The organism is Streptomyces sp. NPDC001927 (assembly GCF_053594455.1).
In genome coordinates this window covers 179,386-200,525 of sequence record NZ_JBSFEN010000006.1, presented here as the reverse complement: position 1 = coordinate 200,525, position 21,140 = coordinate 179,386, and the positions used below count along the sequence as shown (strand labels likewise).

17 protein-coding genes and 5 pseudogenes are annotated in these 21,140 nt (G+C 68.5%); 7 read left to right on the top strand and 15 right to left on the bottom strand.

Annotated features, from left to right (window positions below):
• Nucleotides 1-81: 81 nt before the first annotated feature.
• Together ACWCO8_RS18050 and ACWCO8_RS18045 are read right to left on the bottom strand one after the other, a co-directional pair.
• Nucleotides 82-750 (bottom strand): hypothetical protein, encoded by a 669-nt coding sequence (locus ACWCO8_RS18050; protein ID WP_451033022.1) that lies wholly within the window; start codon nucleotides 748-750, stop codon nucleotides 82-84.
• Between the two features lie 178 nt (nucleotides 751-928).
• Complete coding sequence (locus ACWCO8_RS18045) at nucleotides 929-2,305, bottom strand: IS1380 family transposase (protein WP_451033021.1); 1,377 nt, start codon at nucleotides 2,303-2,305, stop codon at nucleotides 929-931.
• A gap of 97 nt (nucleotides 2,306-2,402) precedes the next feature.
• Between ACWCO8_RS18045 and ACWCO8_RS18040 the strand changes: the two genes are divergently transcribed.
• Both ACWCO8_RS18040 and ACWCO8_RS18035 read left to right on the top strand, forming a co-directional pair.
• Nucleotides 2,403-3,110 carry a transposase family protein gene (locus ACWCO8_RS18040; RefSeq protein ID WP_451033020.1) on the top strand — a complete coding sequence of 236 codons (708 nt, stop codon included), beginning with the start codon at nucleotides 2,403-2,405 and terminating at the stop codon, nucleotides 3,108-3,110.
• Between the two features lie 36 nt (nucleotides 3,111-3,146).
• Complete coding sequence (locus ACWCO8_RS18035) at nucleotides 3,147-3,803, top strand: hypothetical protein (protein WP_451033019.1); 657 nt, start codon at nucleotides 3,147-3,149, stop codon at nucleotides 3,801-3,803.
• A 79-nt stretch (nucleotides 3,804-3,882) separates the two neighbouring features.
• On the opposite strand, the gene ACWCO8_RS18030 is transcribed toward ACWCO8_RS18035, so the two are convergent.
• Nucleotides 3,883-5,904, bottom strand: a complete 2,022-nt coding sequence (locus ACWCO8_RS18030; RefSeq protein WP_451033018.1) for a hypothetical protein — start codon at nucleotides 5,902-5,904, stop codon at nucleotides 3,883-3,885.
• Nucleotides 5,905-6,226: 322 nt separating this feature from the next.
• Between ACWCO8_RS18030 and ACWCO8_RS18025 the strand changes: the two genes are divergently transcribed.
• A complete protein-coding gene (locus ACWCO8_RS18025) occupies nucleotides 6,227-6,370 on the top strand; it encodes a hypothetical protein (RefSeq protein WP_451033017.1) in 144 nt (47 codons plus the stop codon).
• Between the two features lie 121 nt (nucleotides 6,371-6,491).
• Here the strand turns inward: ACWCO8_RS18025 and ACWCO8_RS18020 are convergent.
• Nucleotides 6,492-6,946: pseudogene (locus ACWCO8_RS18020) on the bottom strand (transposase); the annotation flags it as partial.
• 485 nt (nucleotides 6,947-7,431) lie between these two features.
• Between ACWCO8_RS18020 and ACWCO8_RS18015 the strand changes: the two are divergent.
• Nucleotides 7,432-7,791, top strand: coding sequence for a hypothetical protein (locus tag ACWCO8_RS18015; protein WP_451033016.1), 360 nt, complete (start codon nucleotides 7,432-7,434; stop codon nucleotides 7,789-7,791).
• A gap of 311 nt (nucleotides 7,792-8,102) precedes the next feature.
• Nucleotides 8,103-8,276 (top strand): annotated as a pseudogene (locus ACWCO8_RS18010) (HNH endonuclease); the annotation flags it as partial.
• Between the two features lie 120 nt (nucleotides 8,277-8,396).
• Here the strand turns inward: ACWCO8_RS18010 and ACWCO8_RS18005 are convergent.
• The 5 genes and pseudogenes from ACWCO8_RS18005 to ACWCO8_RS17985 form a co-directional block, all read right to left on the bottom strand.
• Nucleotides 8,397-9,203: a nucleotidyltransferase domain-containing protein gene (locus tag ACWCO8_RS18005; RefSeq protein ID WP_451033015.1), complete on the bottom strand. Its 807-nt coding sequence runs from the start codon at nucleotides 9,201-9,203 to the stop codon at nucleotides 8,397-8,399.
• A gap of 151 nt (nucleotides 9,204-9,354) precedes the next feature.
• On the bottom strand, nucleotides 9,355-9,888 hold the full coding sequence (locus ACWCO8_RS18000) for a transposase (protein WP_451033326.1): 534 nt from the start codon (nucleotides 9,886-9,888) through the stop codon (nucleotides 9,355-9,357).
• Nucleotides 9,889-9,949: 61 nt separating this feature from the next.
• Nucleotides 9,950-10,444, bottom strand: coding sequence for a hypothetical protein (locus ACWCO8_RS17995; RefSeq protein WP_451033014.1), 495 nt, complete (start codon nucleotides 10,442-10,444; stop codon nucleotides 9,950-9,952).
• Between the two features lie 78 nt (nucleotides 10,445-10,522).
• Nucleotides 10,523-10,654, bottom strand: a pseudogene (locus ACWCO8_RS17990) (ATP-binding protein); the annotation flags it as partial.
• Between the two features lie 111 nt (nucleotides 10,655-10,765).
• Entirely contained in the window at nucleotides 10,766-11,218 is a 453-nt protein-coding gene (locus ACWCO8_RS17985; protein WP_451033013.1) for a hypothetical protein, read from the bottom strand.
• Nucleotides 11,219-11,301: 83 nt separating this feature from the next.
• Between ACWCO8_RS17985 and ACWCO8_RS17980 the strand changes: the two are divergent.
• Nucleotides 11,302-11,552, top strand: a pseudogene (locus tag ACWCO8_RS17980) (Zn-ribbon domain-containing OB-fold protein); the annotation flags it as partial.
• 1 nt (nucleotide 11,553) lies between these two features.
• Here ACWCO8_RS17980 and ACWCO8_RS17975 read toward each other — a convergent pair.
• The gene (locus tag ACWCO8_RS17975; RefSeq protein ID WP_451033012.1) at nucleotides 11,554-13,815 is read right to left on the bottom strand and encodes an FG-GAP repeat domain-containing protein; all 2,262 of its coding nucleotides are present in this window, start codon (nucleotides 13,813-13,815) and stop codon (nucleotides 11,554-11,556) included.
• 105 nt (nucleotides 13,816-13,920) lie between these two features.
• Between ACWCO8_RS17975 and ACWCO8_RS17970 the strand changes: the two are divergent.
• A pseudogene (locus ACWCO8_RS17970) lies at nucleotides 13,921-14,376 on the top strand (HNH endonuclease family protein); the annotation flags it as partial.
• A 55-nt stretch (nucleotides 14,377-14,431) separates the two neighbouring features.
• Here ACWCO8_RS17970 and ACWCO8_RS17965 read toward each other — a convergent pair.
• The 5 genes from ACWCO8_RS17965 to ACWCO8_RS17945 form a co-directional block, all read right to left on the bottom strand.
• Nucleotides 14,432-16,630 (bottom strand): HEAT repeat domain-containing protein, encoded by a 2,199-nt coding sequence (locus tag ACWCO8_RS17965; RefSeq protein WP_451033011.1) that lies wholly within the window; start codon nucleotides 16,628-16,630, stop codon nucleotides 14,432-14,434.
• Nucleotides 16,631-16,947: 317 nt separating this feature from the next.
• Complete coding sequence (locus ACWCO8_RS17960; protein ID WP_451033010.1) at nucleotides 16,948-17,751, bottom strand: 8-oxoguanine DNA glycosylase OGG fold protein; 804 nt, start codon at nucleotides 17,749-17,751, stop codon at nucleotides 16,948-16,950.
• 561 nt (nucleotides 17,752-18,312) lie between these two features.
• Nucleotides 18,313-19,140, bottom strand: coding sequence for an SDR family oxidoreductase (locus ACWCO8_RS17955; RefSeq protein WP_451033009.1), 828 nt, complete (start codon nucleotides 19,138-19,140; stop codon nucleotides 18,313-18,315).
• A gap of 67 nt (nucleotides 19,141-19,207) precedes the next feature.
• Nucleotides 19,208-19,675 carry an N-acetyltransferase family protein gene (locus tag ACWCO8_RS17950; protein WP_451033008.1) on the bottom strand — a complete coding sequence of 156 codons (468 nt, stop codon included), beginning with the start codon at nucleotides 19,673-19,675 and terminating at the stop codon, nucleotides 19,208-19,210.
• 71 nt (nucleotides 19,676-19,746) lie between these two features.
• Nucleotides 19,747-21,069, bottom strand: a complete 1,323-nt coding sequence (locus ACWCO8_RS17945) for a UDP-glucose dehydrogenase family protein (protein WP_451033007.1) — start codon at nucleotides 21,067-21,069, stop codon at nucleotides 19,747-19,749.
• Nucleotides 21,070-21,140 lie beyond the last annotated feature (71 nt).

Sequence of the window (21,140 nt, the reverse complement as noted above, 5' to 3'; positions counted from 1 at the left end):
GCAGGTCGAGCCTGGGCTGGATACGCGGCCGCTCGCCGATACCACGGCAAACAGCTCCAGATCTTCTGAGCCTGCGCCGCTTCACCTCGCTGGGCGTCTACCAGCACTGAGCGGGGTGGCCGCTTGTCTCGTCACCGGCAGGGGCGCCTCTGCGGTATCACTCCTCGGGCCGCCACCACCCCTGTCCGGCGAGCCAGTCCCTCGCCAGGACACGAACTCCGATCCGTCCTGCTCGGCCGGAATGTCGGCATAGGGAGCGGCACATCCGTCCCCGAGCCACCACGCACGGCCGCGTTGCGCCCCGGTCACCACCAGGGTCCAGTACTCACCGGGGCCGTCGCTTGCCAGCAGCACTGAGCCGCACTGGTAGATCTGGTGCAGCAGGGATGAGTGGACGGCGTGATCGTAGTAGTCGTACTCCCACTGCCATTCCTGATCCAGAGGGAAGGCTCGACCCAGCACGCGTTCAGCGGTGCCATCGAAGGGCTCCGGGCTCAGCCAACAGTCCGCTTCCCAGGACGACCAGCTTGCGGGCTTCTCTCCCAAAGGCAGCAGACGACGCCCGCCGGGCGGCTCATCCGCCGTGCCGTTTGCGACCTCAGCGACGAAGGTCCGATACGGCTCCGGCAGCACCACTCCGCGATCTTCCTCCCAAACCTGAAGCGCCTCCCACCCCAGAGGGCTGTGACGGACCGCTGCCGGAAAAGCCTCGCGCAAGAGCGCTACCGCGCCCGAGATCGTGTCGTCCATGCCCAACCGGTACCACTAGCCTCGAAGTTTCATGACGGTCCGCCGACGGAGCGGTGGACCGTTTCGTGCCGTGGGCTGAAGCTGTGCAGGCCGAGAGCCCAAGTGTCGTCTCGGGGTGGCGCCGGGTTCAACTGCTCCGGGTGTTGAGGTGCTGTCGAAGGGGCGGGGAATCCGCTGGTCAGCCAGGGGCGGGCAGTTGGGTGAGCCGGTCCAGGGCGGCGGTGATGTGGCCGGTCCAGGGCCAGTGCCGGGCCAGGCGGAGGATCCGCCGCCCGCCAGTGGTGACGAGCTGTCCGGTTGCGGTGAACAGGCGGAGCCGTAGTCGGCGGGGTTCCCAGAGGCGGGCCTTGCCGGTCAGGGCGAGCATCGGCATCCAGGCCAGCAGGTCAAGGGCGATCTGCACGATCTCCAGCCAGATCCGGTTCTGAGTGGTGCGGTGCAGGGGAAGGTTGCGCTGGCCGGTGGCGCGGGCGTTTCGGATGCGGTCCTCGGCCCGGGCCCGTAGTCGGTGAAGGAGCTCGAGTTCGGCGATCGGCCGGCCCGAGGTGTTGGTGGCGAGGCACGTCAGCCGCATGCCGTCCGCATCGGTAAGCCGCAACTGGGCTCCGGGGTGCGGTCGTTCATTTCTGACGATCAGCCGCATGCCCTTGGGCCAGCTGTCCAGGACGTCGCCGGTGAGTTCAGCGACCCAGGCGCCGTCGCGGACCTCGCCGTCCGTCTCGACGGCCGGAGTCCAGGCCGATGCCGGAACCTTCAGCACGTGCTGGTGGACCGCCTCGGTGATCACCATGCCGACCGAGTAGGACAGCCACCGTCCTCGCTGAGCGAGCCAGGCGACGAAGTCGTGGGTGCCGCCTGCGGAGTCGGTGCGGATCAGGTTCCGGCGCCCGCGCCGGTACTTCTTCGGCAGCTGGGCCAGGGCCAGTTGGGTTGCGGTGATGTGGTCGGCCGCCGTGTTCGAGCCCGCGTTGCCTGGTCTGAGCAGGGCCGCAACTGGTTCGCCCGTGCCGACCGGTCCGTGGTCAACGAACCCCATCAGCGGGTGGTGACCGTAGGTCCGCTTCCACGTGGGTGCGGCGTCCTCCTTGTCCGAGTGCGCGATCACCAGCACCCCGTCGAGGTCCACGGTCACCGTCCCGCCCGCATCAGGCGCTTCCCGGTCGGCCAACCGCCAGACCTGCTGGCGAACGTCGGCCCGCGCGGCACGGATGGCCCGCAGGGCTGTCTCCCCGGAGGCCGCGAGGGTGTCGATGAGGCGGGAGACCGTGGGGTCGGATGCCACCGGCCCGAACACGGCCGGCTCGGCCCGCAGCATGGCGACGTCCGCGAGGCAGTCCCCGCCCAGCGCGATCGCGAGGGCAACGTCCAGGAGGATCTTGCCCGGTTCGTGCACCGCCCGAGCCTTCCGCCACGGCGCCAGCGCCGCTGATATCGCGGTGTCCAAGCCGGCCTTGCGGACCGTCTCGACCAGCAGCACGCCCCCGGCCTGCGAGACCACCGCCCGGCCACCGCCCTCGATGCGGACACGCGGGTACGACCCGATACGCATACTCACCTGGAGAGTGCTTCTTTCCTGCGGCTGACTGGACCCTGACGAGCCCGTGCACCGTAAGCGGTGAGACGTCGAGCTCCTGATCGTCGATCATGGTCATGTGGTGGGGAACGCGTCGCGGGCAGCGATCATCAGCAACCGGAGGATCACCGGCCTCTCGGCTGCCGTGATTGCTGAACTCGTTGCTGAGGTAGGTCCGTTGTGGCACGAGCGGCACCAGGCCAAGCTCGCGTCCCGGCCACGGAAGCGGGCAGTGGGCGCCGGAGCGAAGCACCAGCTGGTGTTCGTCGACCGTCTCCTGGCCACGCTCGTGCATCTTCGTCACGCCGTCACGCACGACGTGCTGGCCTGCTGGTTCGGCGTCGACCGTTCGACCATCACCCGGGCCATCGGTGAGGTGCGGCCTCTTCTGGCCGAGCGAGGCTGCACTATCAGCCGCGGAGTGCGGCTGCGGACCCTTGCCGAGGTCATCGACGATCTCGGCGCCAACGGGAAGACCGGCATCATCGACGGCACCGAGATTCGAGTCAGACGCCCGGCTGCCGGACGCAAAGACCGGGACAAGTTCATCTCCGGCAAGAGCAAGCAGAACGCGGTCAAGACCATGGTCGTCACGGATGGCGATGGCCGGATGCTCTTCTGCAGCCCGACCCAGCACGGCAGCTGTGCGGACATCACCCATGCCCGCCAGGTAGGGCTGGTCAGGCTCTTGGAGGGTGGTCCGGCAGCCGAGATCCTCGCGGATGCCGGCATTTTCGCTTACCTGACCACCCGTCGGAAAGCCCGCTTCATGAAAGCGCGAGGCTAAGCTCGACCCCACCCCGCCAGCGAACGGACCCCCTCCATGACCAACGGCCTCACCTGGATAGGCGCCCACGCCTACACCGCCACGCCCGTCCCCGGAATGCGCGGCGGCATCTCCCTCACCCTCGCCCGAGGCATCGACCCTGACGATTTCCTCATCAACCTCGGGGCCGACCTCGATCAGCTCGCCGCCCGCACCCCGCTGGCCGAACTGCGTAGCCAGCCCACCCCGCCCGGCCACGACCCCACCCGCTACGCCTACGCGATGTACGGCAGCGAGGGTGAGTGGACGTACGTGCTGGAGAACGACCACGCCGCGACCTGGGCAACCGGCTTCCGCCGTGTCCCCTCGATGAGGCCCGGCCCGGGTGAAGAGATCCTGTGTGCCAGCCGGAACCTGTACAGCCCGCCCGCCGCGATCCTGCACGTCGAAGGCGACGAGGTGATACGACGCGCAGAGTTCGGCACCACCACCGGCCACGAGTCGGCGTTGGACGCGGCGCTCACCGCCGCCGGTGCCGTCTTCCCCTCCATCCCCGACGCCACCGCCGACGAGGTGACCGCCTACTACGAACAGCACGGCGCGCGCCTGCCCACCCTGGTGTTCACCGCGCTGGGCGCGTACACGGGGCTGAGCATCGACCAGGATGCCGCACAGGCCGGGAATCTCCCCGCCGTCCACCTCCTCACTCCTTGAGCCGCACCCGCCTGCACAACGGCTTCGGCCCCCACCCTGACGGTCAGGGTGGGGGCCGAAGCGTGTTGGCGCTGGGGTATTACTGCGCGACGAGTTCGCAGATCACGGGCTGACCGCCGCCGACACCGTAACGGCAGGTGCCGCCGTCATTCATGCGCGTATCCAGCCAGTACGCATCCTTGTCCTTGATGCGCATCTGCTTCATGAAGTTCGCGAAGTGGCCGCCCATGGACTCCTGGTTGTGCATGCCCGAGATCGCCGCCCGGCCGCACACCTCGTTGAACGTGGGGTCAGCCCCGTTCTGCGAGAACAGGTGGATCATGCTGCCGTGCTTCTTCGCGTACATCGAAATGCACGCATCCCCGCTGGGGGTGGTCTTCCCCGGCGGGATCGCCGGGTTGATGCCGCCCTCGGTGGACGACATGCCGCCGCTGTTGTACGAGGACGCGAACGCGAACTCATCACAGTTCAACGTGTCGCCCGCATCCACCAGGGCCGAGGGGTCGCCGTTGTTCGCGGCCCACCCCGTGGGGCAGATCCGCGTACGGGAACGGTTGTTCTGCGACTCATCACCCATGTAGTACAGGGGCTTCTGATCGGACATCGAACCCGGGTGCTTGGCCGTGGCCTTCTGAATCAGCCACGCGTGAGCGGCGGCCTGCGGGAACGCCTTCGCGTTGAACGTGTACGTGGGCGCGACGTTGACGAACACACAGCCCGGAACCGATCCCGCCGGGGCGTCTGCTGCGGGGGTGTCGCAGCGGATACGGTCGAGGTCCTCGGTGCCGCCGTCGTAATCAAGCGACCACTGGTAGCCGGTCTTGAACGGGCGGATCTTCCCATCGGCGGGGAGAATGTTCGCGTCGATCTGAATGTCAGGCTTGAACCGGTAGTCCGTACCGGCCAGCGACGTATCCCAGCTGAACGGCGTCGTCAGCGTCGCCGAGTGCATTTCACCCGGCACCCACCACGGCTTGCCCTTCCACGCCGTCACCGGCTGCTCCTGCGGCGTACACGAGGTTTCGCACAGATGATTCCAGCCCACGAAGTTGATCTCACGGAACGCGGGCGGGATCTGCTGGGCGGGCTCGATCGTCAGGTGCTCGGTGAACGTGTTCTGTCCGTCAAGTTCCAGCATCCGCAGGAACATGAAGTTCGCCACAGCCTGCGGCACACCATCCATGCGGATGATGACCGGCACCGTGCGCACATCGCACTCGATGAACCGGGTCGCGAGGATGGATTCGAAGTCGGTGTTGCACCACTCCACACCCGCGGTCGCCGCCGCCACACCCGCCTTCGCGGACGCTTGGGGCGCCTTGCCCTTGGGGGCCGGGGTCGACTTGCCGAAGCACACCTGACGGCCATCCGCGTCCGGCTCGCTGCACTGCTCCACCGCATCCTTCGCCGCCGACGTCGGCCGCGACGACAGCGGCGTACCGGCCTGGCCCAGGGGCTTGGTCTGGTAGTAGTGCGGCTGCTGCGCGTCGAAGTGGTTCGGGTTGGGGCTCGCGTAGTTCGGCGTCGGCAGGGTGAGATCCACCGGCAGCTCCACCCGGAACTTCGCCCACGGAGACCACACCGTCTCATACAGCGAACCGTCGTAGGCGTTGGTGCGGAACACATAGTTCGTGTTCAGCGCCAGCTTGCCCGCCGGAACGTCAACCTTCGCCGTACCCCCCGAAGCCACATAGGGGGAGACGATGACGCCATAGGTGGAGTCGTTCAGCTTGACCTTGGTGACCGGCTTCCCGGCCGCGTCCGCGGTCCACACCTCGAACGTCAAGTTGGCCTGATCCCCATCGGGGTCGGTCACCGTGTTCGTAAGCTGCACCTTTTGCGAGTTCACCCGCTGGAACCCGCCAGGCGCCGCGTTCCTCGACAACGGCGCAGCCTTGGGCGTCTTACCCGACGCCGGGCGCGCGCCCGCCGCCGCAGCGAACGTGGTCTTCTCCGGACCGTGCACCTTCGGCGGTGCCGCATTGGGGTCGGGCTTTACGGCCGGAGCCGCGCCCGCCACTCCGCCGGCACTTAACAGCATCAGTGCCGCGCTGCCCACCGCGAGAGCGGTTTTCCTTCTGGTTCTCGACGTGCCGAACATGACATGTCCCTTCTGGCCCCACCGCCCCTCAACCCGGACGGCAGGACATTGATGGTGCGTGTCGCGCCGCCCCCTTTCCTACGCGCGCTGATGATCAGCCAGCAACGCCCCCAACTCGGGAGGTTCTTCCTCATCCGGAGTTAACAGGCGTGACGCACACCACGGTTGTAACCGCACGCGTAAAGGCTTGGGGGAGACGCCACACACCATCGCCACACTCCACCCTTCAACGCGCCCGAAAACGCTCCCACGCGCGCGCCCTATCGGGCCGCCTGCCTACCAGTGCATTCCTACTGTTGTGCGGCAGGCCGCAGGACCAGTCATGGCCCGCGAAGTCGGTGAGTCGGTGGGGGTGGACGTCAGCGTGCGGGCCAAGCTGGAACCGCTACGCGTCAAGCTGGTCAGACTTGTCGATCCCGGCTTGCTGCGGAAACTCCCCGACGGCCGGTTCACCAGGCGCCTGTGACCACCCGCCACGGAGGCCCCCGCCCGTCAACACCTGGCAACAGCCCCGATATCCGCTCCCACGCCGGATCCGTCAGCTCTCCGCGACCCATCACAAGATCAATTAATCCGACAGGTCCTGGCACGAGAACCCCGTCCAGGTCCACGATCACCTGCCCCGCGGCATCCGGCGCCGCAGTGCCGGCCAGCTTCCACGCGTGCTCGTGCACGCCGGCCCGAGCGGTACTGATCGCGGACAGGGCCTTCGGCCCGGCTGCGGCGAGGGCGTCGACGAGCCGGGAGACCGTCGGGTCGGAGGCCACTGGCCCGAACACGCCGGGCTCGGCCCGCAGCGTCCCGACATCCGCGAGGCAGTCCCCGCCCAGCGCGACCGCGAGGGCCACGTCCAGGAGGATCTTCCCCGGATCGTGCACCGCCCGTGGCCGTTGCCACGGCGCAAGCGCCGTCGATATATCGCCTGGTCCAACCCGGTCTTGCGGACGGTCTCGACCAGCAGCACGGCCCCAGCCTGGGACACCACCCCACGGCCACCGCCCTCGATGCGGACGCGTGGGTAGGACCCGATACGCTTCTTCACCTGGGAAGTGCCTCCGGCGGTGGCAGGAACAAGGACCTCGACAATCCTCATTCTTGCTGTTCAGAGGCATTTTTCGCTTACCTGACCACCCGTCGGAAAGCCCGCTTCATGAAAGCGCAAGGCTAAGTAGTCCATGAACGTGGGCCGGCGAGTGTCCTCTCCGGCAGCAGCCTTCGTCGCTTCCACGTCAGCAGATGAGTTACTCGCTTACGGCGAATCCTCCACGGCGCCTGGACCGGCGCTGTCGGGCCGCCCCGCGGGGCCGGGGACCCCGAACGGGGTGCCGTGACAGACCTACCGGATCCACGGCATGATTCACGCAGGGAGCAGTGCGTCGGGGTGAGAAGCGGGGGCTGTTCATGGGTGGGGGCTCGCGCGCGAGGACATCGGGCAGGATCGAATACGGACCGCTGCCGCCGCGCTTGGTCTGGGGGCTGCGATGCCAGTTCTCTCTGCAGTGGATCTATCTTCCCGTAGGTCTCGCCGTGGCCATGGTCGCATCGCTCTTCGCCGGTGGCGGCGGGACACCGCTGTTCGGCAGCGCACGGAAGGGCGTGCCGAAGGATCCGTATGGTGACGGTGTGTTGCTGTCGCGGCGTCAGTACCGGCTGGAACTGAACGGCACACCCGAGCAGTGGCGGGAGCGTGCGGGCTTCGCCCTGTGGCGAGCCATCGCACAAGGGTCCCAGGGCTCTGACGAGACGATCTCGCTTCCCGTCAGTGCCTACCGCGGCTTGGGGCTTGAGGGCCTTGATGAGCTGGCCGGTGCGCTGGGGTGGCGTCTCGATCGGGAGCATCTGCGGTTCGGGTCGGTGGTCCTCAAGCCGGTGTCTGCGCCTCGTTGACGCTCGGTGAGACCAACTGGTCCCCCAGAGCCGGTCGTGTGCCGCAGGGTTGTCGGTACACAGGGCGTGCCGGTCAGGACGGCTCGTAGGCCTCTTCGGCCACTCGGCGGTGCTGGTTTCCAGACGCGGGACAACCCGTAGGCGTACTCCAAGGACGCCCAGTCGACACTGTCCAAATCGTCTATCACGAACGGCGCGATGCCGGAGGGCACTGACACGCCCGGCGCACGCCGCCCCACACCGGGACAGAGTCAACGCAGTGACGGCGGAAACTCGGGAATAGCGCATGCCTGGAATGACGCTCCCTGCCAGCTGGAGCGGCGGAATGGACGGCCGCTCGTCGTGAGGCGTACGCGAACGACCAGGACGCCGCGACCAGCCTGGTCGCGGTCACCGCGCGGTCGAACCGGGCGAAGGCGGAGTGGATGGCGCCGCTGCCGGAGGCGCACTGCCGTTACGTGGGGGAGTGGACCGCGACGAAGCTCTGATGGGGCCTGAGCGCGTGTTTCTAATCTGTAGCCAGTGACAGTTCGGCTAGCGTGGCGCCGGGCCGCGCTCCGCTGGATGGCTGCGTGAATGGGAACGGCCTGATCCTGCCCTGCCCGTCAGGGACGCGGGGCCTTCTCGCCGTGCACGGCTGTGTATTCGGCTGCGAGCCAAGGTCCGAGGTCATTGATGAGCATTCCGAGCACCGCCGGATCAGGCGAGGGTGCACGACCAACGGCCGCGGCGAGGCGCATCTGCTCGACGCGCTCGGGGTAGTAGCGGCCGAAGAGCTCGGCGGACTGCTTGAGGTCGCTGGTCCAGCCGCCCCACTGGGGCATGATCAGAGTGAATCCTGTGCGGACGACGCGACGGCCGACGAGACGGCTGAGGATCCGGCGATCTGCGTCCGTGGCGGCTTCGGCTGCCTTGGCACGCCAGCGTGGAAGCACATGGGCCAGGTCACCGTTGGTCTCCCGCGCGAGTAGGGCTGTGGGGCGGTAGCGGGGCAGTTCTTCTGCGAGGTCAGGGCCCAGCAACGGGGTGCAGAGGCAGGCGATGAAGAATCCGCCATCGTGACGTTCGACGTCGCTGAGAAGAACCCGTGTGCTGGTCAGCAGGATCCCGACGCCGTCGATCTGCGGGAATGCACGGTCGAGTACGGCCTCGATCGCTTTGGCCTCGGCGCGGTCGGCTTCGGTGGGCTCGTCGTGCAGGGCGAGCTGGAGGTCGAGGTCGGAGACTCCAGGAGTGGCGGTGCCACGGGGGATGCTGCCGTAGAGGTAGGCGCTGTGCAGGCGCGTTCTGCCGAACGTCTCGGTGATATGAGCGCGGGCGGCATCGACGACGGGGACGAACGCTGCCGGCACTCGGTCCAGTGCGCCTTCGCGTGTGATCGTTCCGTCGCGGTCCAGCCCTCGTTCATTCATGGGGCCACCGTGCCTTGTGCTGCTGCGTGCCGCCGAGCGGATTTCCCAGGCGGTGTGGCGTCTGTGAATCCCCCCGCCCAGACTAGGTCAGCAAGACGTGGTGCCAGCACAGGACGGCGGAGATGCCGGATGCGGCCAAGGAGCGGCGCCGTCAGATGTCGGCCGGCGCGGGTTTCCTCGACCAGCTGGGGGTGGCCCCTTTCCGCGCGAGGCGCCTGGTCATGAGGGTGATGGCCGCCCAGGTGATCAAGGTCTCGGAGTGCTGGATGAGCCGTTCGTAGTCCCTCGCGTGGCGGCGCGCGTGCATCATCCACGCGAGCGACCTCTCGACGACCCAGCGGCGGGGCAGCACGACGAAGCCGGAGGCGTCCTTGGGGCGGCTGACAGGCTTGATCGTGAGGTTGAGGTGCTGTTTCGCCCAGTCGACGACCCGCGTAGGCGGAGTCGGCCCACACGATCGTGATCTCGGGGTGTGCATCAGACGGATACGGAAGAGGACTTCCTTCGCGGCTGCGGCGTCGTGCAGGTCGGCGGGGGTGACCATGACCATGAGGGGAAGGCCGCGGGTGTCCACGACGACGTGCCGCTTACGGCCGTTGATCTTCTTGCCCGTGTCGTATCCGCGGGTGGCGCCTTCGAGACGGTTTCGTCGGGCTTGTGTCGGCGTACTTGAGAATGTGCTCAGTGAAGTACGGATGAACGTGCTCAGCGAGGTGACAGGCTGTTCGCTCGGCTCGGTGGGCGGATCACCAGAGGCCGAAGAACCGCGTCCACCACGTGGGCCGCGCCGCGAAGTGCTCCAGCGCGCTGGGGCCCTCGTAGTCGCTCTCCAGCAGTTCTTCGGGGACGCTCACGTAGCCGAGCTCAGTCAGGGCCTGCTTCACTGTGGCTAGGTCAGCGGGATCCAGCGCGCCCTCCTCACGGGCTTCGTCCGTGCCGAGGAAGGCCCCCGGATTGTCGGCGCATACCTCGGCGAGGGAGCCGAACTTGCTCACGCAGACCACGATCCGTGTTCCGCAGATCGTCGCGTCCGCGGGCACGTGGATGCGCCCGTACTCACTGGAGTCCTGGGTGTCCCGCTCGGGCTCGCACGGGGCTCCGAAGTCCGCTTCGAGCCGGCGGATCAGACCGCTGAACGCGAGGCCGGTCACGGCGCGGTCGTAGTGCTGCGGTTGTTCCAGCCGCTCGGGGTCGTCGAGTTCGCGCAGGAGGGCCAGCAGTTCCGTCTCGCTCATTGCCATCCGCCCATCCTGCCGCCCGGCGGGCGGCAGCAGAGGGGCAGGGGTATGCAGGTAAGGGCCAGATCCGAAGGTAGGGGCCTAGGCTGCGGTCTCGCGTTCGATGGCTGCGAGACGGTTCTTGAGTCTGTAGCTGGGGCCGTTGATGGAGACGACGTCGCAGTGGTGCAGGAGCCGGTCGAGGATGGCCGTGGTGAGGACTTCGGCACCGTGCGTTTGATCAAACTTGTCGTTCGCTACGAAGCGACCGTCCTGGTTGCGGTCCTCAACGAGTGGCCGTGACGTACTTCGTCGGTCTTATGTCCGTAAGCAGCGACTCCCTGGCTACCTTCCGCTGCCGTCCCCGCGCAGCGCAGCACGGACCAGGTCAACGTCCGTAGCGGCAACGGCGAGTTCCCAGTAGCGATCAGCGGCTTGCAGGGACAGCAGACGGAACACTCCCTTGTCGACCGCCCCGCTTCCGGGGCCGGCGACCGGGCCCGCTCCATGAACGTGGAACGGAGCGACCAAGGCGACGTCCTCACCGGAACTGCGGAGGACTCGAAACGGCCGCCACACCACTGGCGACGCTGCGGCAGGATCCAGAATCAGCGACCCCTGCCGGAAACGGTGGGCGTCACGGACGAACGCGGAGACCTCGCGGGCCTCTCCCGCGTTCAACGCGGTGACGTCCGCCTCGGTGCGATGCCGAGCGGCCCCTGTGAACTGCTCGATGAGGCGACTCGGTTGCAGCAGCAGGTCCGTGAAGGACTGTGTCCCCGCGGCCCGTCGTGCCATTCGTCCCACCATTGCCCCCTGCGTCGCAGTCGTATCCAGGGTAGCGACGAGGGCGTGTTGGATTTCACAATAGGACCTAGGCGCGCGACTTCCGTGTGCACTGCTGGAGCGCGGACGTGGCCTGGGGCCCGCGAGCGGCCGTGCCACGCTCTACGCCTGGTCGGTCGTAAACGGAACGACCTCCCGCCGCTCGGCGAACGCCTCCCGCACGTGGCGGCGGTGGTCGACCTCGCAGAGGGGCTTTGGATGTTGACCGAGTGGTGGGGTGGCGGAGGGAGACCTCCGGATCGGGATGGATCTGGAGGTCGCCTTCCGCACTGCGTTCCTGTGTTAGGTCAGTACAGGGACACTGGGGCCGTTCCGAGGCCCGGGTTGTAGACCGAGGAGCGGGACGTGAAGGGGGCGCGCCAGTCGCCTGTCCCCTTGTAGAAGAAGAGGCTGTCGTTCATGCCCTTGGGGGTGTGCGCCAGGAGGTCCGGGCGGCCGTCCCTGTCGATGTCGCCGATTCCGACGAGGTGGGTGTACGCGTTCCAACCGCCACCCACCCTGACGCGGCTGGCGAACGTGCCGTCGCTCTTGCCGAGGTAGAGCCAGAGGACGCCGGTCTTGTCGCGGGCGAGAAGGTCGCCGCCCGGGGCGCCGCCGAGATTGCCGGTGGCGGTGATCTGGTTGTAGATGCCCCAGCCGCTCCCGATCTTCTTGCGGGGTGAGAACGGCGCCTTCGTGTTCCCGGTGCCGGCGTAGAGCCAGAGGGTTCCGGCCGTGTCCGTGGCCAGCAGATCGGGCTTTCCGTCGCCCGTCAGCTCGCTCCCGCCGACGACCTTGTCGTAGATCTGCCAGCCCCCGCCGATGTACTTCCGCGGGGAGAGGGGGGCGCCGGGGGCGGCGCCGGTGCCCTCGTAGAGCCAGAGCCCGCCGCTCTTGTCCCGGGCCACCAGGTCGGCGTGGGACGAGCCGCTCAGATTGCCGGTGGGGATGATCTGGTTGTAGATGTTCCAGCCGCCGCCGATCTTCGAAGCCTCCAACGGGCGGATCATGGACCCGAAGACGACCTGACCGCTGTCGTAGCCGGTGAGGTTGCCCGCGCCGTCCCGGACGAGGAGATCGGGGTTGCCGTTGTTGGAGTAGTCGTGGGCGACGGCCTTGCGTGTGACGGTGAGCGCTCCGGATGTCTCCATCGTGGGCCCGATGCCGTTCGCGGGTGTCGCCTTCATCCGCCAGGTGTAGTCGCCGTTGTAGGCGGGTGAGTCGGTGAACCGGCCGGTCCACCGGAAGGTCGCAGGTCCGCCGGCACCGGGCGGAGTGAGGCCGCTGACCCCGGACTTCCTGCCCGACGCGGTGTGGGTCAGCTCGACGTCGACCCTGACGCTGCCCTTGTTGAAGGTGAACGTCAGAGGGGCGGAACCGCTCTGGTCGAAGTCGACCAGGCCGGGCACGTCCTGGCCCAGCAGCTCGGTCTCTGTCGGCTCGCCCGTGGTCGCGACGAGGGTGGTGACCGGCTTGCCGTCCGAGTCGAGGGAGACCCGGTAGAGGCCCTCGCCCTGCTCCAGGGTGCCGCCCCGCACCAGCATGCTGCCGTCGGGCGCGAGCGCGGCCGACGTCATGTGTTCCAGGAGCTTGACGGTGTCGCCGGTCTTCAAGGAACGTGCTGTCAGCGGGTGCAGGGGGTCCGGGGTGGTGGCCGTGGCGCCGTTCCGTACCGCGTACACCACCCAGTCGCCGATCAGGCCGACGGTGGGGTACGCCGCAGGCCCCAGCGGGAAACGCTGGGTCTGGCCGACGCCCCGGGGGGCGACCGCCAGGGTCGCGGTGCCCCACGAGGGCTTCTCGATCCAGGCTGTGTGCGTCGGCGACACGAAGGCGTCCGAGAGTTGTTCGACAGCGAGGGTGTCGCGGTCTTCGACGACCTCGCCCGTGGCGACGTCGACCAGCGCTATTCGGTCCTTGTACGTCCCGTCGACGTTGCCGGAATAAAGGACGACGAGTGTGCCGGGTGTGCCGTTGTCGACGCGGGTGATCCGAGCGTTCCCAGGCAGACCTGACACCTTGTGGTCCAGCACCGTGCCCTGGGGCTTGCTGACGAGGTGGAGGTCGGTGCCGCCAGTCGCGTTGGCGGCCTTCATGACGAGGGTGGAGCCTGTGACCTTCTCCAGGGTGAGGCCCCGCCCTGTGGTGTCGATCTCCACGGGATCGGCTCCGGTGGCCATGTCGTACAGCTTGAACGAGTCCTTCTGCACCGACACGATCACGTCGGACGCACCGCTTCCCAGGTAGTTGGCCCCCGGCAGTACGGTCGTGGATCCGTCCGCGAAGCGGGTCCAGCGGTACGTGTAGACGGTGGCGGAGCCCTGGGTTTTGCGCTCGCTCGTCAGGAAGCCCGTCGTGCCGGAGGCGATGATCTCGGAGTTGCGCGGATACGCGAGGACGTCCTGCTGCCCTGCCTCCGTGCCCACGACGGTGTCGGCCCGCACGGCGGCGGGGACAGCGGTGACCGGTGCAGCGGTGGCTGGGGCGGATGCCAGCGTGCCGGCGGTGACGGCCATCACGGCGGTGACCGCGGCGGCGAGCTGCTGACGGGGGCGGTGAGGGTGGGACAAGTCTGTTCCTTCGGCCAGTGAAACCGGGGCGCGGAATGACGCCTTCCGTGATCAGACGATCGAGTGGGGGCTTTGGTTGTACGGCGCCGTATGGGGCACATGAGCAACACCCGCGCGGAGGTCCTCCTGGCGGAGGCCGTCGAGTCTCCGGCGGTGGCGGCCGGCTGCAAGCTCACCGGCGGCAAGTGGCGCTCGTACTACGACGGCCAGGAGGCCATCGACCCTGCCAAGCTCGACATCGACCACCTGGTCCTGCTCGCCGAGGCCTGGGACTCTGGAGCGGCGGAATGGACGGCCGCTCGTCGTGAGGCGTACGCGAACGACCAGGACGGCCCCGCCTCGCTGGTCGCGGTCACCGCCCGGTCCAACCGCGCGAAGGCCGACCGGGACCCCGCGGAGTGGATGCCGCCGCTGCCCGACGCGCACTGCCGTTACGTGGGGGAGTGGACGGCGACCAAGCTTCGCTGGGGCCTGTCCGCGGACCAGGTCGAGGCCGACGCGTTGAGGGTGTACGCGGAGGCGTGCGAGACCACGGTCGTCCACTACACCCCGGCCGCGTAGGACCGGCCGGTGGGCAGGGCTCGACTTGGTGAGCCCTGCACCTTCACGGTCAGTGCTACTCGTCGTCGGTCGGCGCGGGGTCCGGGAGATCGAGCAGGCGTGTCTGGATGGTCCGGCAGGTGTGTTCGACCTCTAGGTCGAAAGCGACTGCGCCACTCCAGCGGTCGTTGCCGCGGTGGGGGAGTGCGAGGGCGGCCTGGATCTGGGGCAGGGCGGGGCGTGCGGCCGGGCCCATGCGGTTGAGGCAGGCGACGACATCGCGTGCGGTGGAGTCGTTGTCCTTCCAGGCGTTCAGCAGTGCCGGCACCGCGATGTCGGCCTCGCGGGCGCCTCCTATGTCCCAGAGGGCTGACGCGACGTGGACGAGGGTCCACGAGTCGTTCAGCACGGCCGACCCGTTCTGTTCGTTGCGCGCGTTCTGCTCGATCTGCTCGTTCAGTATCTGCCGCAGGCGCGGCAGGACGGGAGAGGCGGGAGGGCCGATCCGGCCGGCGAGGCCGGTCGCGTCGAAGTTCCGGCGGTGCTCCAGGAGGCCGTCCAGCAGCGGCACCACACGTTCGGGGCGGCGTTCGAGTTCCCAGACGGCGCTCGCCGCGGCTGTGCGGAGGGTGACGCTGTCCGCCTCGGTGAGGGGACGGAGCACGTCCAGGGCGGAAGCGGCGCGGGGGCCGAACGAGGCAAGCGCCTTGAGGGCGGGCTGCGCGGTGCTCCACTGCTTGTGCCGGACGGCGGCCCGGACGGTGTTGGTGAGTGCGGGTACGGCCGTCGGATCACCAAGCCTGGCAAGGGCGGAGATGAGGGCCGTGAAGCTGAAATCGGGCTGCTCCTGGGAGAGGTCGGCACCGGCGAGTCGGCAGATGAGGCGGGGCGCTAGTTCGGCGGATGCCTGGGGCAGGTGGCCTGCTGCGTTCACCGCGAGCCAGGCGTCGGTGCCGGAGTCCAGAGCGGTCAGCAGGCTGGGCAGCGCACGTTCGTCTCCGAGGCCGGCCAGCGTCACAACGGCCTGCTGGTGAGCGCGGCGCAGACCGCGGTGCGGGCTCGCCCATGCATCGGGCCGGTGCTGGGTGAGGTGGGTGGTGACGTAGGCGGCCAGGGCTTCGCGGGCCGGTTCGGCGAGAGAGGCCAGGGAGCCGAGGCACTCTGCCGCGGCCGCGGCGGTGTAGGAGTCGCCCGGCAGCAGACAGTCGCCGATCAGCCGCACCAAACCGGTGTGATCACCCCGCCAGGACGTGATCAGACGGCGGGCCATGTCGATGGCGTCGTACCGGGTGCCTGGATCCGTGCTGCACAACTGCTCGGCGAGCAGAGCCGTCCGGTCGTCCAAGCGGGCGCCCAGGGCCTCGTGGAATGCCGTGAGAAGAGGGGTGGTGGGGGCGTGGACGCGTCCGTGGCGTTCCAGGGCGGCGAACGCGGCGGCGATGTGCCCGGGGACATCCGGGTCGGGCTCGGGCTCGGCCTCGCATATACACGGACGTGAGGAATCCCGGTCCCCGCGCATCTGATCCTGTTCCGGCTGGCGCGAAGGTGTGACCTGGCGGAGCAGCCGGATCACGGTCGGCACCGTCCGGTCGTCGACGGACTCCGGAGCGCAGCGGGCCCGGTGAACAAGCGCCGCCAGCCGGGTGTCCGGATCCGTGGCGCCGCTGTCGGCCAACGCATCGAACCATCTCCGCGCCGACGCGCCGGCTGCGGGCAGTCGAAGCACCAGATCCGCCATCGTCCGCACCACCAGCCCACGCTCAGCGACCCCCCTCTCCTCCAGGAGGCGGTCCCGCAGGAGCGCCACCGCCCGCTCGGCGTCGTCCAGGAAGAGCCCCAGGCCCCCGATCGCCGCCATGCGCACCCGCGGATCGGGGTCGCAGGCGTAGGCGACGAAGGCATCGGCGTGCTCGCGCAGCAGCTTCGCAGTGTCCGGGTAGACCGTGGAATCCTCCCCGTCGGTACCGCAGACGACGGCGCAGATCTCCTCGGCGCCGATCACCTCCCGCCCGATACTGAGCAACAGCGCGACGACCTCCCCGCGGTCAGGAGTCTCAGCGTCGTCCGCCATCGCGAACAAGAACGGCAGACTGGCCACCGTGCTCGGATACACGCTCCCCTGGTGGAGCGCCTTGCCGTAGAAGTCGCTGAATGCCTCCTTCCGTACGTCAGGGTCGGGCGAGACCATGCCGCGCAGCCATCCCGGCACGTCGTCGGCCGGACCGTAGGCGTGCTCCAAAGATGCCCAGTCGATGCTGTCCAAGTCGTTGATCACGACCGGCACTATGCCGGGCGGCACTGACACCTCCGACGGAACCGATCAACGAGGCCCGTCCCACAACAAGGACAGAGCCGACGCAGTGACTGCAGACTCGCGGGAGTACCGCCCATCCCGAATAACGCTCCCTACCAGCTCCGCCCGGACTCTTCCGCCTGCGTGCCGGGTGAGAACGGCACGGCTGTCCTGTGACGGTGAACTTGAAGCGTTTGCCATCGAAGTTGAAGGCCGACGCTTCCCGCAATTGATGTCGGACCGGCTGATCGCTGACGGCAGAGTGGGCGTGAGGCACGGAGCGGAGGTCGGCGTCTCCGTCAGGAGTTACACCCTGGATCCCAGGCGCCGTCGAACAAGGCCAGTTCCAGCAGGTCCGGGCTTGACTCGGGCCACCCGATCCCGGAAGCGGCGAGCTGCTCGGAGGCGGCGGTGAGCCAGTGCAGATAGACCCTGTATCGATGTGGCGTCCAGCCACCGTCCGACCAGGTCCAGGCCGCCACATCCGACGTCGACGTCAGTCCCGCCTCCAGTCCGACCTGCGTGGCGTGGGTGCGCACGACGCGTGCAACCCTCTGGTCAAGGATCAGCGCAGGAGGGGCAGCGGGAGTGTCCATTGCCAGGTCGAGAAAGTAGAGCAGCTTGGTGAAGAATGCCGGCCCCAGCCCTCTCACGGTCCCGTACAACACGCGATACGCCTCGACTGCGCCCTTCTCCCGGAGAGTCCCGCCTGCCTTGACCAGCACATCGGAGACGTCCGGTTCGGCCAAGATCTCCTTGAGGCGGTGGGGTCCGTAGCCAGTTCTGCCTTGCCCCCACACATACGAGGCGACGAGGGCCTCGGACCACACACCCCCTTTCACCGCGTCCCGCGTAGCCGCCACTACCTGGGCGCGGCTGATCGCTGCGCCTTCTGCATACGACCGGTCAGGGAGCCGGGCGGGCCACGGCGCGATGCCAGACCAGAGTGCGGGTACGTACTCAACGGCGTGAGCGCCGACACCGGTTGCGTAGTGAGCTCCAGCTCCAGCCAGCCATCCGCGTGCGGCGCGCACGGCAGTCGTCGGCAACAACCGCTTCATCAGCTCGGCGTCCAACGCATCCGCGAGCTCCTGTCGTCTCACCCTCACCCCTCCCGAAGTGCTCCGGCATGGCGCAGGGGCCGTCTGCCGAGATTGTGTCCGCGTGCCCCCTGGTGAATACTCACTCGAGTCCTGCGATGCGCCGCACAACAGCTTGGCCCACCAGTCCAACTACGGTGGCAATCGATCCAGGTTCGCCGATACAGGACCACGGTCCTGTCGCGCCGAACCTTGGTGAAGTCTGCCCGGGCTCGGTTCCGATCGTTCGACCCCCCACCCGGATCCGCTTCCCGAACCGGCTTCCGCGCCCGACTGCTGTCGCACGTCGAGCAGAACATTGGCCACCCCGCAGGCGGCTCCCAAGCTAGTCCGCATGGCGGTTGGAGGCGATGCTCAGCACCCGCGGCCACAGCCTCGGCCCCGGATCGCAGAGTGCGGCCGCCGAGGGCATGTCCGAGGCCCAAACGGTGGCGGGGTCCTGAACTGCGGAAGGGCCATGTACCGGCGTCAGGTTCGTCGTCGGCGGCCCTGACCTGGTGCGCCGTACTGTGGGCGAGAGGGGCAAGACGATCGGGAGCCTCTGATGTCCCGGGCATGGCATCGTCAGGCGGGCACGGTGCAGAACTGCCGTGCGCCGCGCAGTGTGGTCCGCAGGATCCGCTGTGTCGCCCGGCTGTTGAGGCGGACGTCGAGGGCGCCGGGTAGTGTGCTGTCGGCACGCAGGCCCTGGGGCAGCCGGGAGGGATCGAGTCCGTCGCGCTGGGCGATGAGGGTGCCGAGCTCATGGCGGCTCACAGCGTCGGGGCCTGCGAGGTGGTGGACGCCGGCCGCGTCGGCCTCCGCGAGTTCCAGGAGGGCGGCGGCCAGGTCGGCGATGTGGACCGGGCAGCGGATGTCGTCGGTGAACAGCGTGCCTTCGCGAGTGCCGGCAACGAGTTCGTGAACGGCTCTCTCGTGGACCGAGCGCCCGTGGCCGATGATGAGCGAGGTACGGGCGACAGCTGCCTTCGGGTGCACGGCGAGGATCCCGGTCTCGGCCGCTGCCTTGGCCGCGCCGTATGGGGTGAGGGGGTCGGGAAGGCTGGTTTCGTCGTAGTGGACTCGCGTGCCGGAGAAGACGGCGTCGCTGGATACGTGGACCATGCGGCATCCGTACCGTGCAGCCACCAGCGCGAGCCGGACAGGGCCCTCCGCCGTAGTCGCCCAGTCGGCCAGGCCGCTCGATGCGTTCAGAACAAGCTGCGGCCGTTCCTCGGCGATGACGGCCTCCACGCTTCCGGCGTCCCTCAGATCGAGGGGGCACCACGTGGTTGCGGAGGCGGGGCCGGGCTTGGTCGCGTACGTCGCTACTGTCATGTGCCCGGCGGCTGTCGCCTGTTGGACCAGCTCGGTCCCGAGGAAGCCGCTGCCGCCGACGATCAGAACTGTCATTGCGACACCGTAGTCCGGCGGCGCGACGATGACGGTCACCCCATGGTTGGAGTGACCGCCATCGTCGTCAGCGTGCGGGGTGGGGTTGCCAGACGTAGCGGACGTCCGGCTCGCGTTCGTCGTTGCGCGTTCCGTCCGTCCGCTCGGCTTCGACGAAGTCGTGCCGTTCGTAGAACCGTCGTGCGGATTCGTTGACCTGGAACGTCCACAGCGACAGCCCGTCGGGCTGCCGCCCCTTGGCCAGGGACATGAACCGGTCGCCGAGGCCCCGTCCGCGCCATGCCGGGTCGAGGTAGAGCTGTTTCATCTCCGCACCGTTGAGAACCAGGACCCCGACCACGGTGTTGTCGGTGGCGGCCACCCAGGTCTCGTACTGCGGCACGAGGACGCGTGTGAACCAGTCGCGAACTTCGGCGGGTTGGTGTGCGCAGCGCACGGTCGGCAGTGCGGCCGCGAAGGACCGCAGCCACACGTTGGCCGCGGGGAGCGCGTCGCCGCTGCTCGCTGGGCGGAGAATGACGGTGTCACTGTTCACTGCGTGAGACCTCCGATGCCTTCGAGGGTGTTGGTGCCGGCCCGCAGGGGCTCACCCGCTCGGGGTTCGGGCTACTTCTCGGGCCGGCCGATCTGCAGGACCTTCCAGCCCGCCGCGCGCCAGGGTTCGGGGTCGAGGGTGGTGCGGCAGTCGACGAGCACGGGGTCGGCCGGGTGGTCCACTAGTGCCTGAGGGTCGACCTGGTGGTACTCGGGCCACTCGGTGGCCAGGACGACGAGGTCGGCGCCGTCGAGGGAGGCGGCCAGGTCGTCGGAGTAGTCGAACTCGGGGTTGCGCATCATGGCTGTGGCCACGGCCTGCGGGTCGTGGACGGTGACGGTACCGCCGGCATGCTGGAGTGCGTGGGCGAGGGCGAGAGCCGGGGACTCGCGAACGTCGTTCGTGCCGGGCTTGAACGCAGCCCCCCACACCGTCACGCGGGCACCAGCGACGGGGCGGTCGGCCAGGGCGCGGTGGATGAGGTCCATGGCTACGCTGGTGCGGCTCTCGTTGATTTCCTCGGCGGCGCGCAGGAGAGCAACGGCCTTGTCGGCACCGAGCTGGCGGGCGGAGGCGGTGAAGGCGCGGACGTCCTTGGGGAGGCAGCCGCCGCCGTAGCCGATGCCGGGCCTCATGCCGCCGCTGCCGATGCGGGGGTCGATGCCGAGGATGTCGACGATCTGGTTGATGTCGCCGCCGCCTGCCTGGCACATGTCGGCGACGGCGTTGATGTAGCTGATCTTCAGGCCGAGGAAGGTGTTAGCGGCGCCCTTGGCGAGTTCGGCGGTCTGCGGGTCGACGACGAACAGGGGAACACCGGCGTCCAGGATGGGGGCGTAGACGGTGCGGATCGCTTTCTCGGCCTCGGTGGTGGTGAGGCCGGCGATGAGGCGGTCCGGGCGGAGGGTGTCCTGGACTGCGTGGCCTTCGCGGAGGAACTCCGGGTTCCATACGACGTCGACCCGCTCGCCGGCGGGGGCCAGGCGCTGGGCGAGTGCGGTGACCTGGCGGGTGGTGCCGACCGTGACGGTGGACTTTCCGACGATCGTGCAGGGACGGTCGAGGTGGGGAGCGAGCTGGCGGATCGCGCCGAAGACCTGTGCGGTGTCGTAGGAGCGGCCGTCGGCGTCGATGGGGGTTCCGACGCCGATGAAGTGCAGGTCGGCGAAGGAGGCGGCCTCGTGGATGTCGGTGGTGAACCGCAGGCGTCCGCTCTGAGTGTGGGCGGCGAGCAGTTCGGGGAGACCGGCCTCGTAGATGGGGCATTCGCCGGCGTTGAGCCGGTCGACCTTGGCTTGGTCGACGTCCACGCCGATGACCTCGTGGCCGAGCTCGGCCATCGCCGCCGCGTGCGGGATGCCGAGGTGACCACAGCCGATCACGGAAACACGCATTGCAGGTCGTCCTTGTCTGGTCGGGGGCACACCGGAAGCGGTGTGCCCCCGACGCTATCGGTTGGCGAGCG

Bases quoted from the DNA above. Each gene is read 5' to 3' on its own strand.
- ACWCO8_RS17995 (WP_451033014.1), bottom strand. From the start codon at position 10,444: ATGGCAATGAGCGAGACGGAACTGCTGGCCCTCCTGCGCGAACTCGAC.
- ACWCO8_RS18025 (WP_451033017.1), top strand. From the start codon at position 6,227: ATGGCCCGCGAAGTCGGTGAGTCGGTGGGGGTGGACGTCAGCGTGCGG.
- ACWCO8_RS17945 (WP_451033007.1), bottom strand. From the start codon at position 21,069: ATGCGTGTTTCCGTGATCGGCTGTGGTCACCTCGGCATCCCGCACGCG.
- ACWCO8_RS18050 (WP_451033022.1), bottom strand. From the start codon at position 750: ATGGACGACACGATCTCGGGCGCGGTAGCGCTCTTGCGCGAGGCTTTT.
- ACWCO8_RS18005 (WP_451033015.1), bottom strand. From the start codon at position 9,203: ATGAATGAACGAGGGCTGGACCGCGACGGAACGATCACACGCGAAGGC.
- ACWCO8_RS18030 (WP_451033018.1), bottom strand. From the start codon at position 5,904: ATGTTCGGCACGTCGAGAACCAGAAGGAAAACCGCTCTCGCGGTGGGC.
- ACWCO8_RS17955 (WP_451033009.1), bottom strand. From the start codon at position 19,140: ATGACAGTTCTGATCGTCGGCGGCAGCGGCTTCCTCGGGACCGAGCTG.
- ACWCO8_RS18035 (WP_451033019.1), top strand. From the start codon at position 3,147: ATGACCAACGGCCTCACCTGGATAGGCGCCCACGCCTACACCGCCACG.
- ACWCO8_RS17985 (WP_451033013.1), bottom strand. From the start codon at position 11,218: ATGGCACGACGGGCCGCGGGGACACAGTCCTTCACGGACCTGCTGCTG.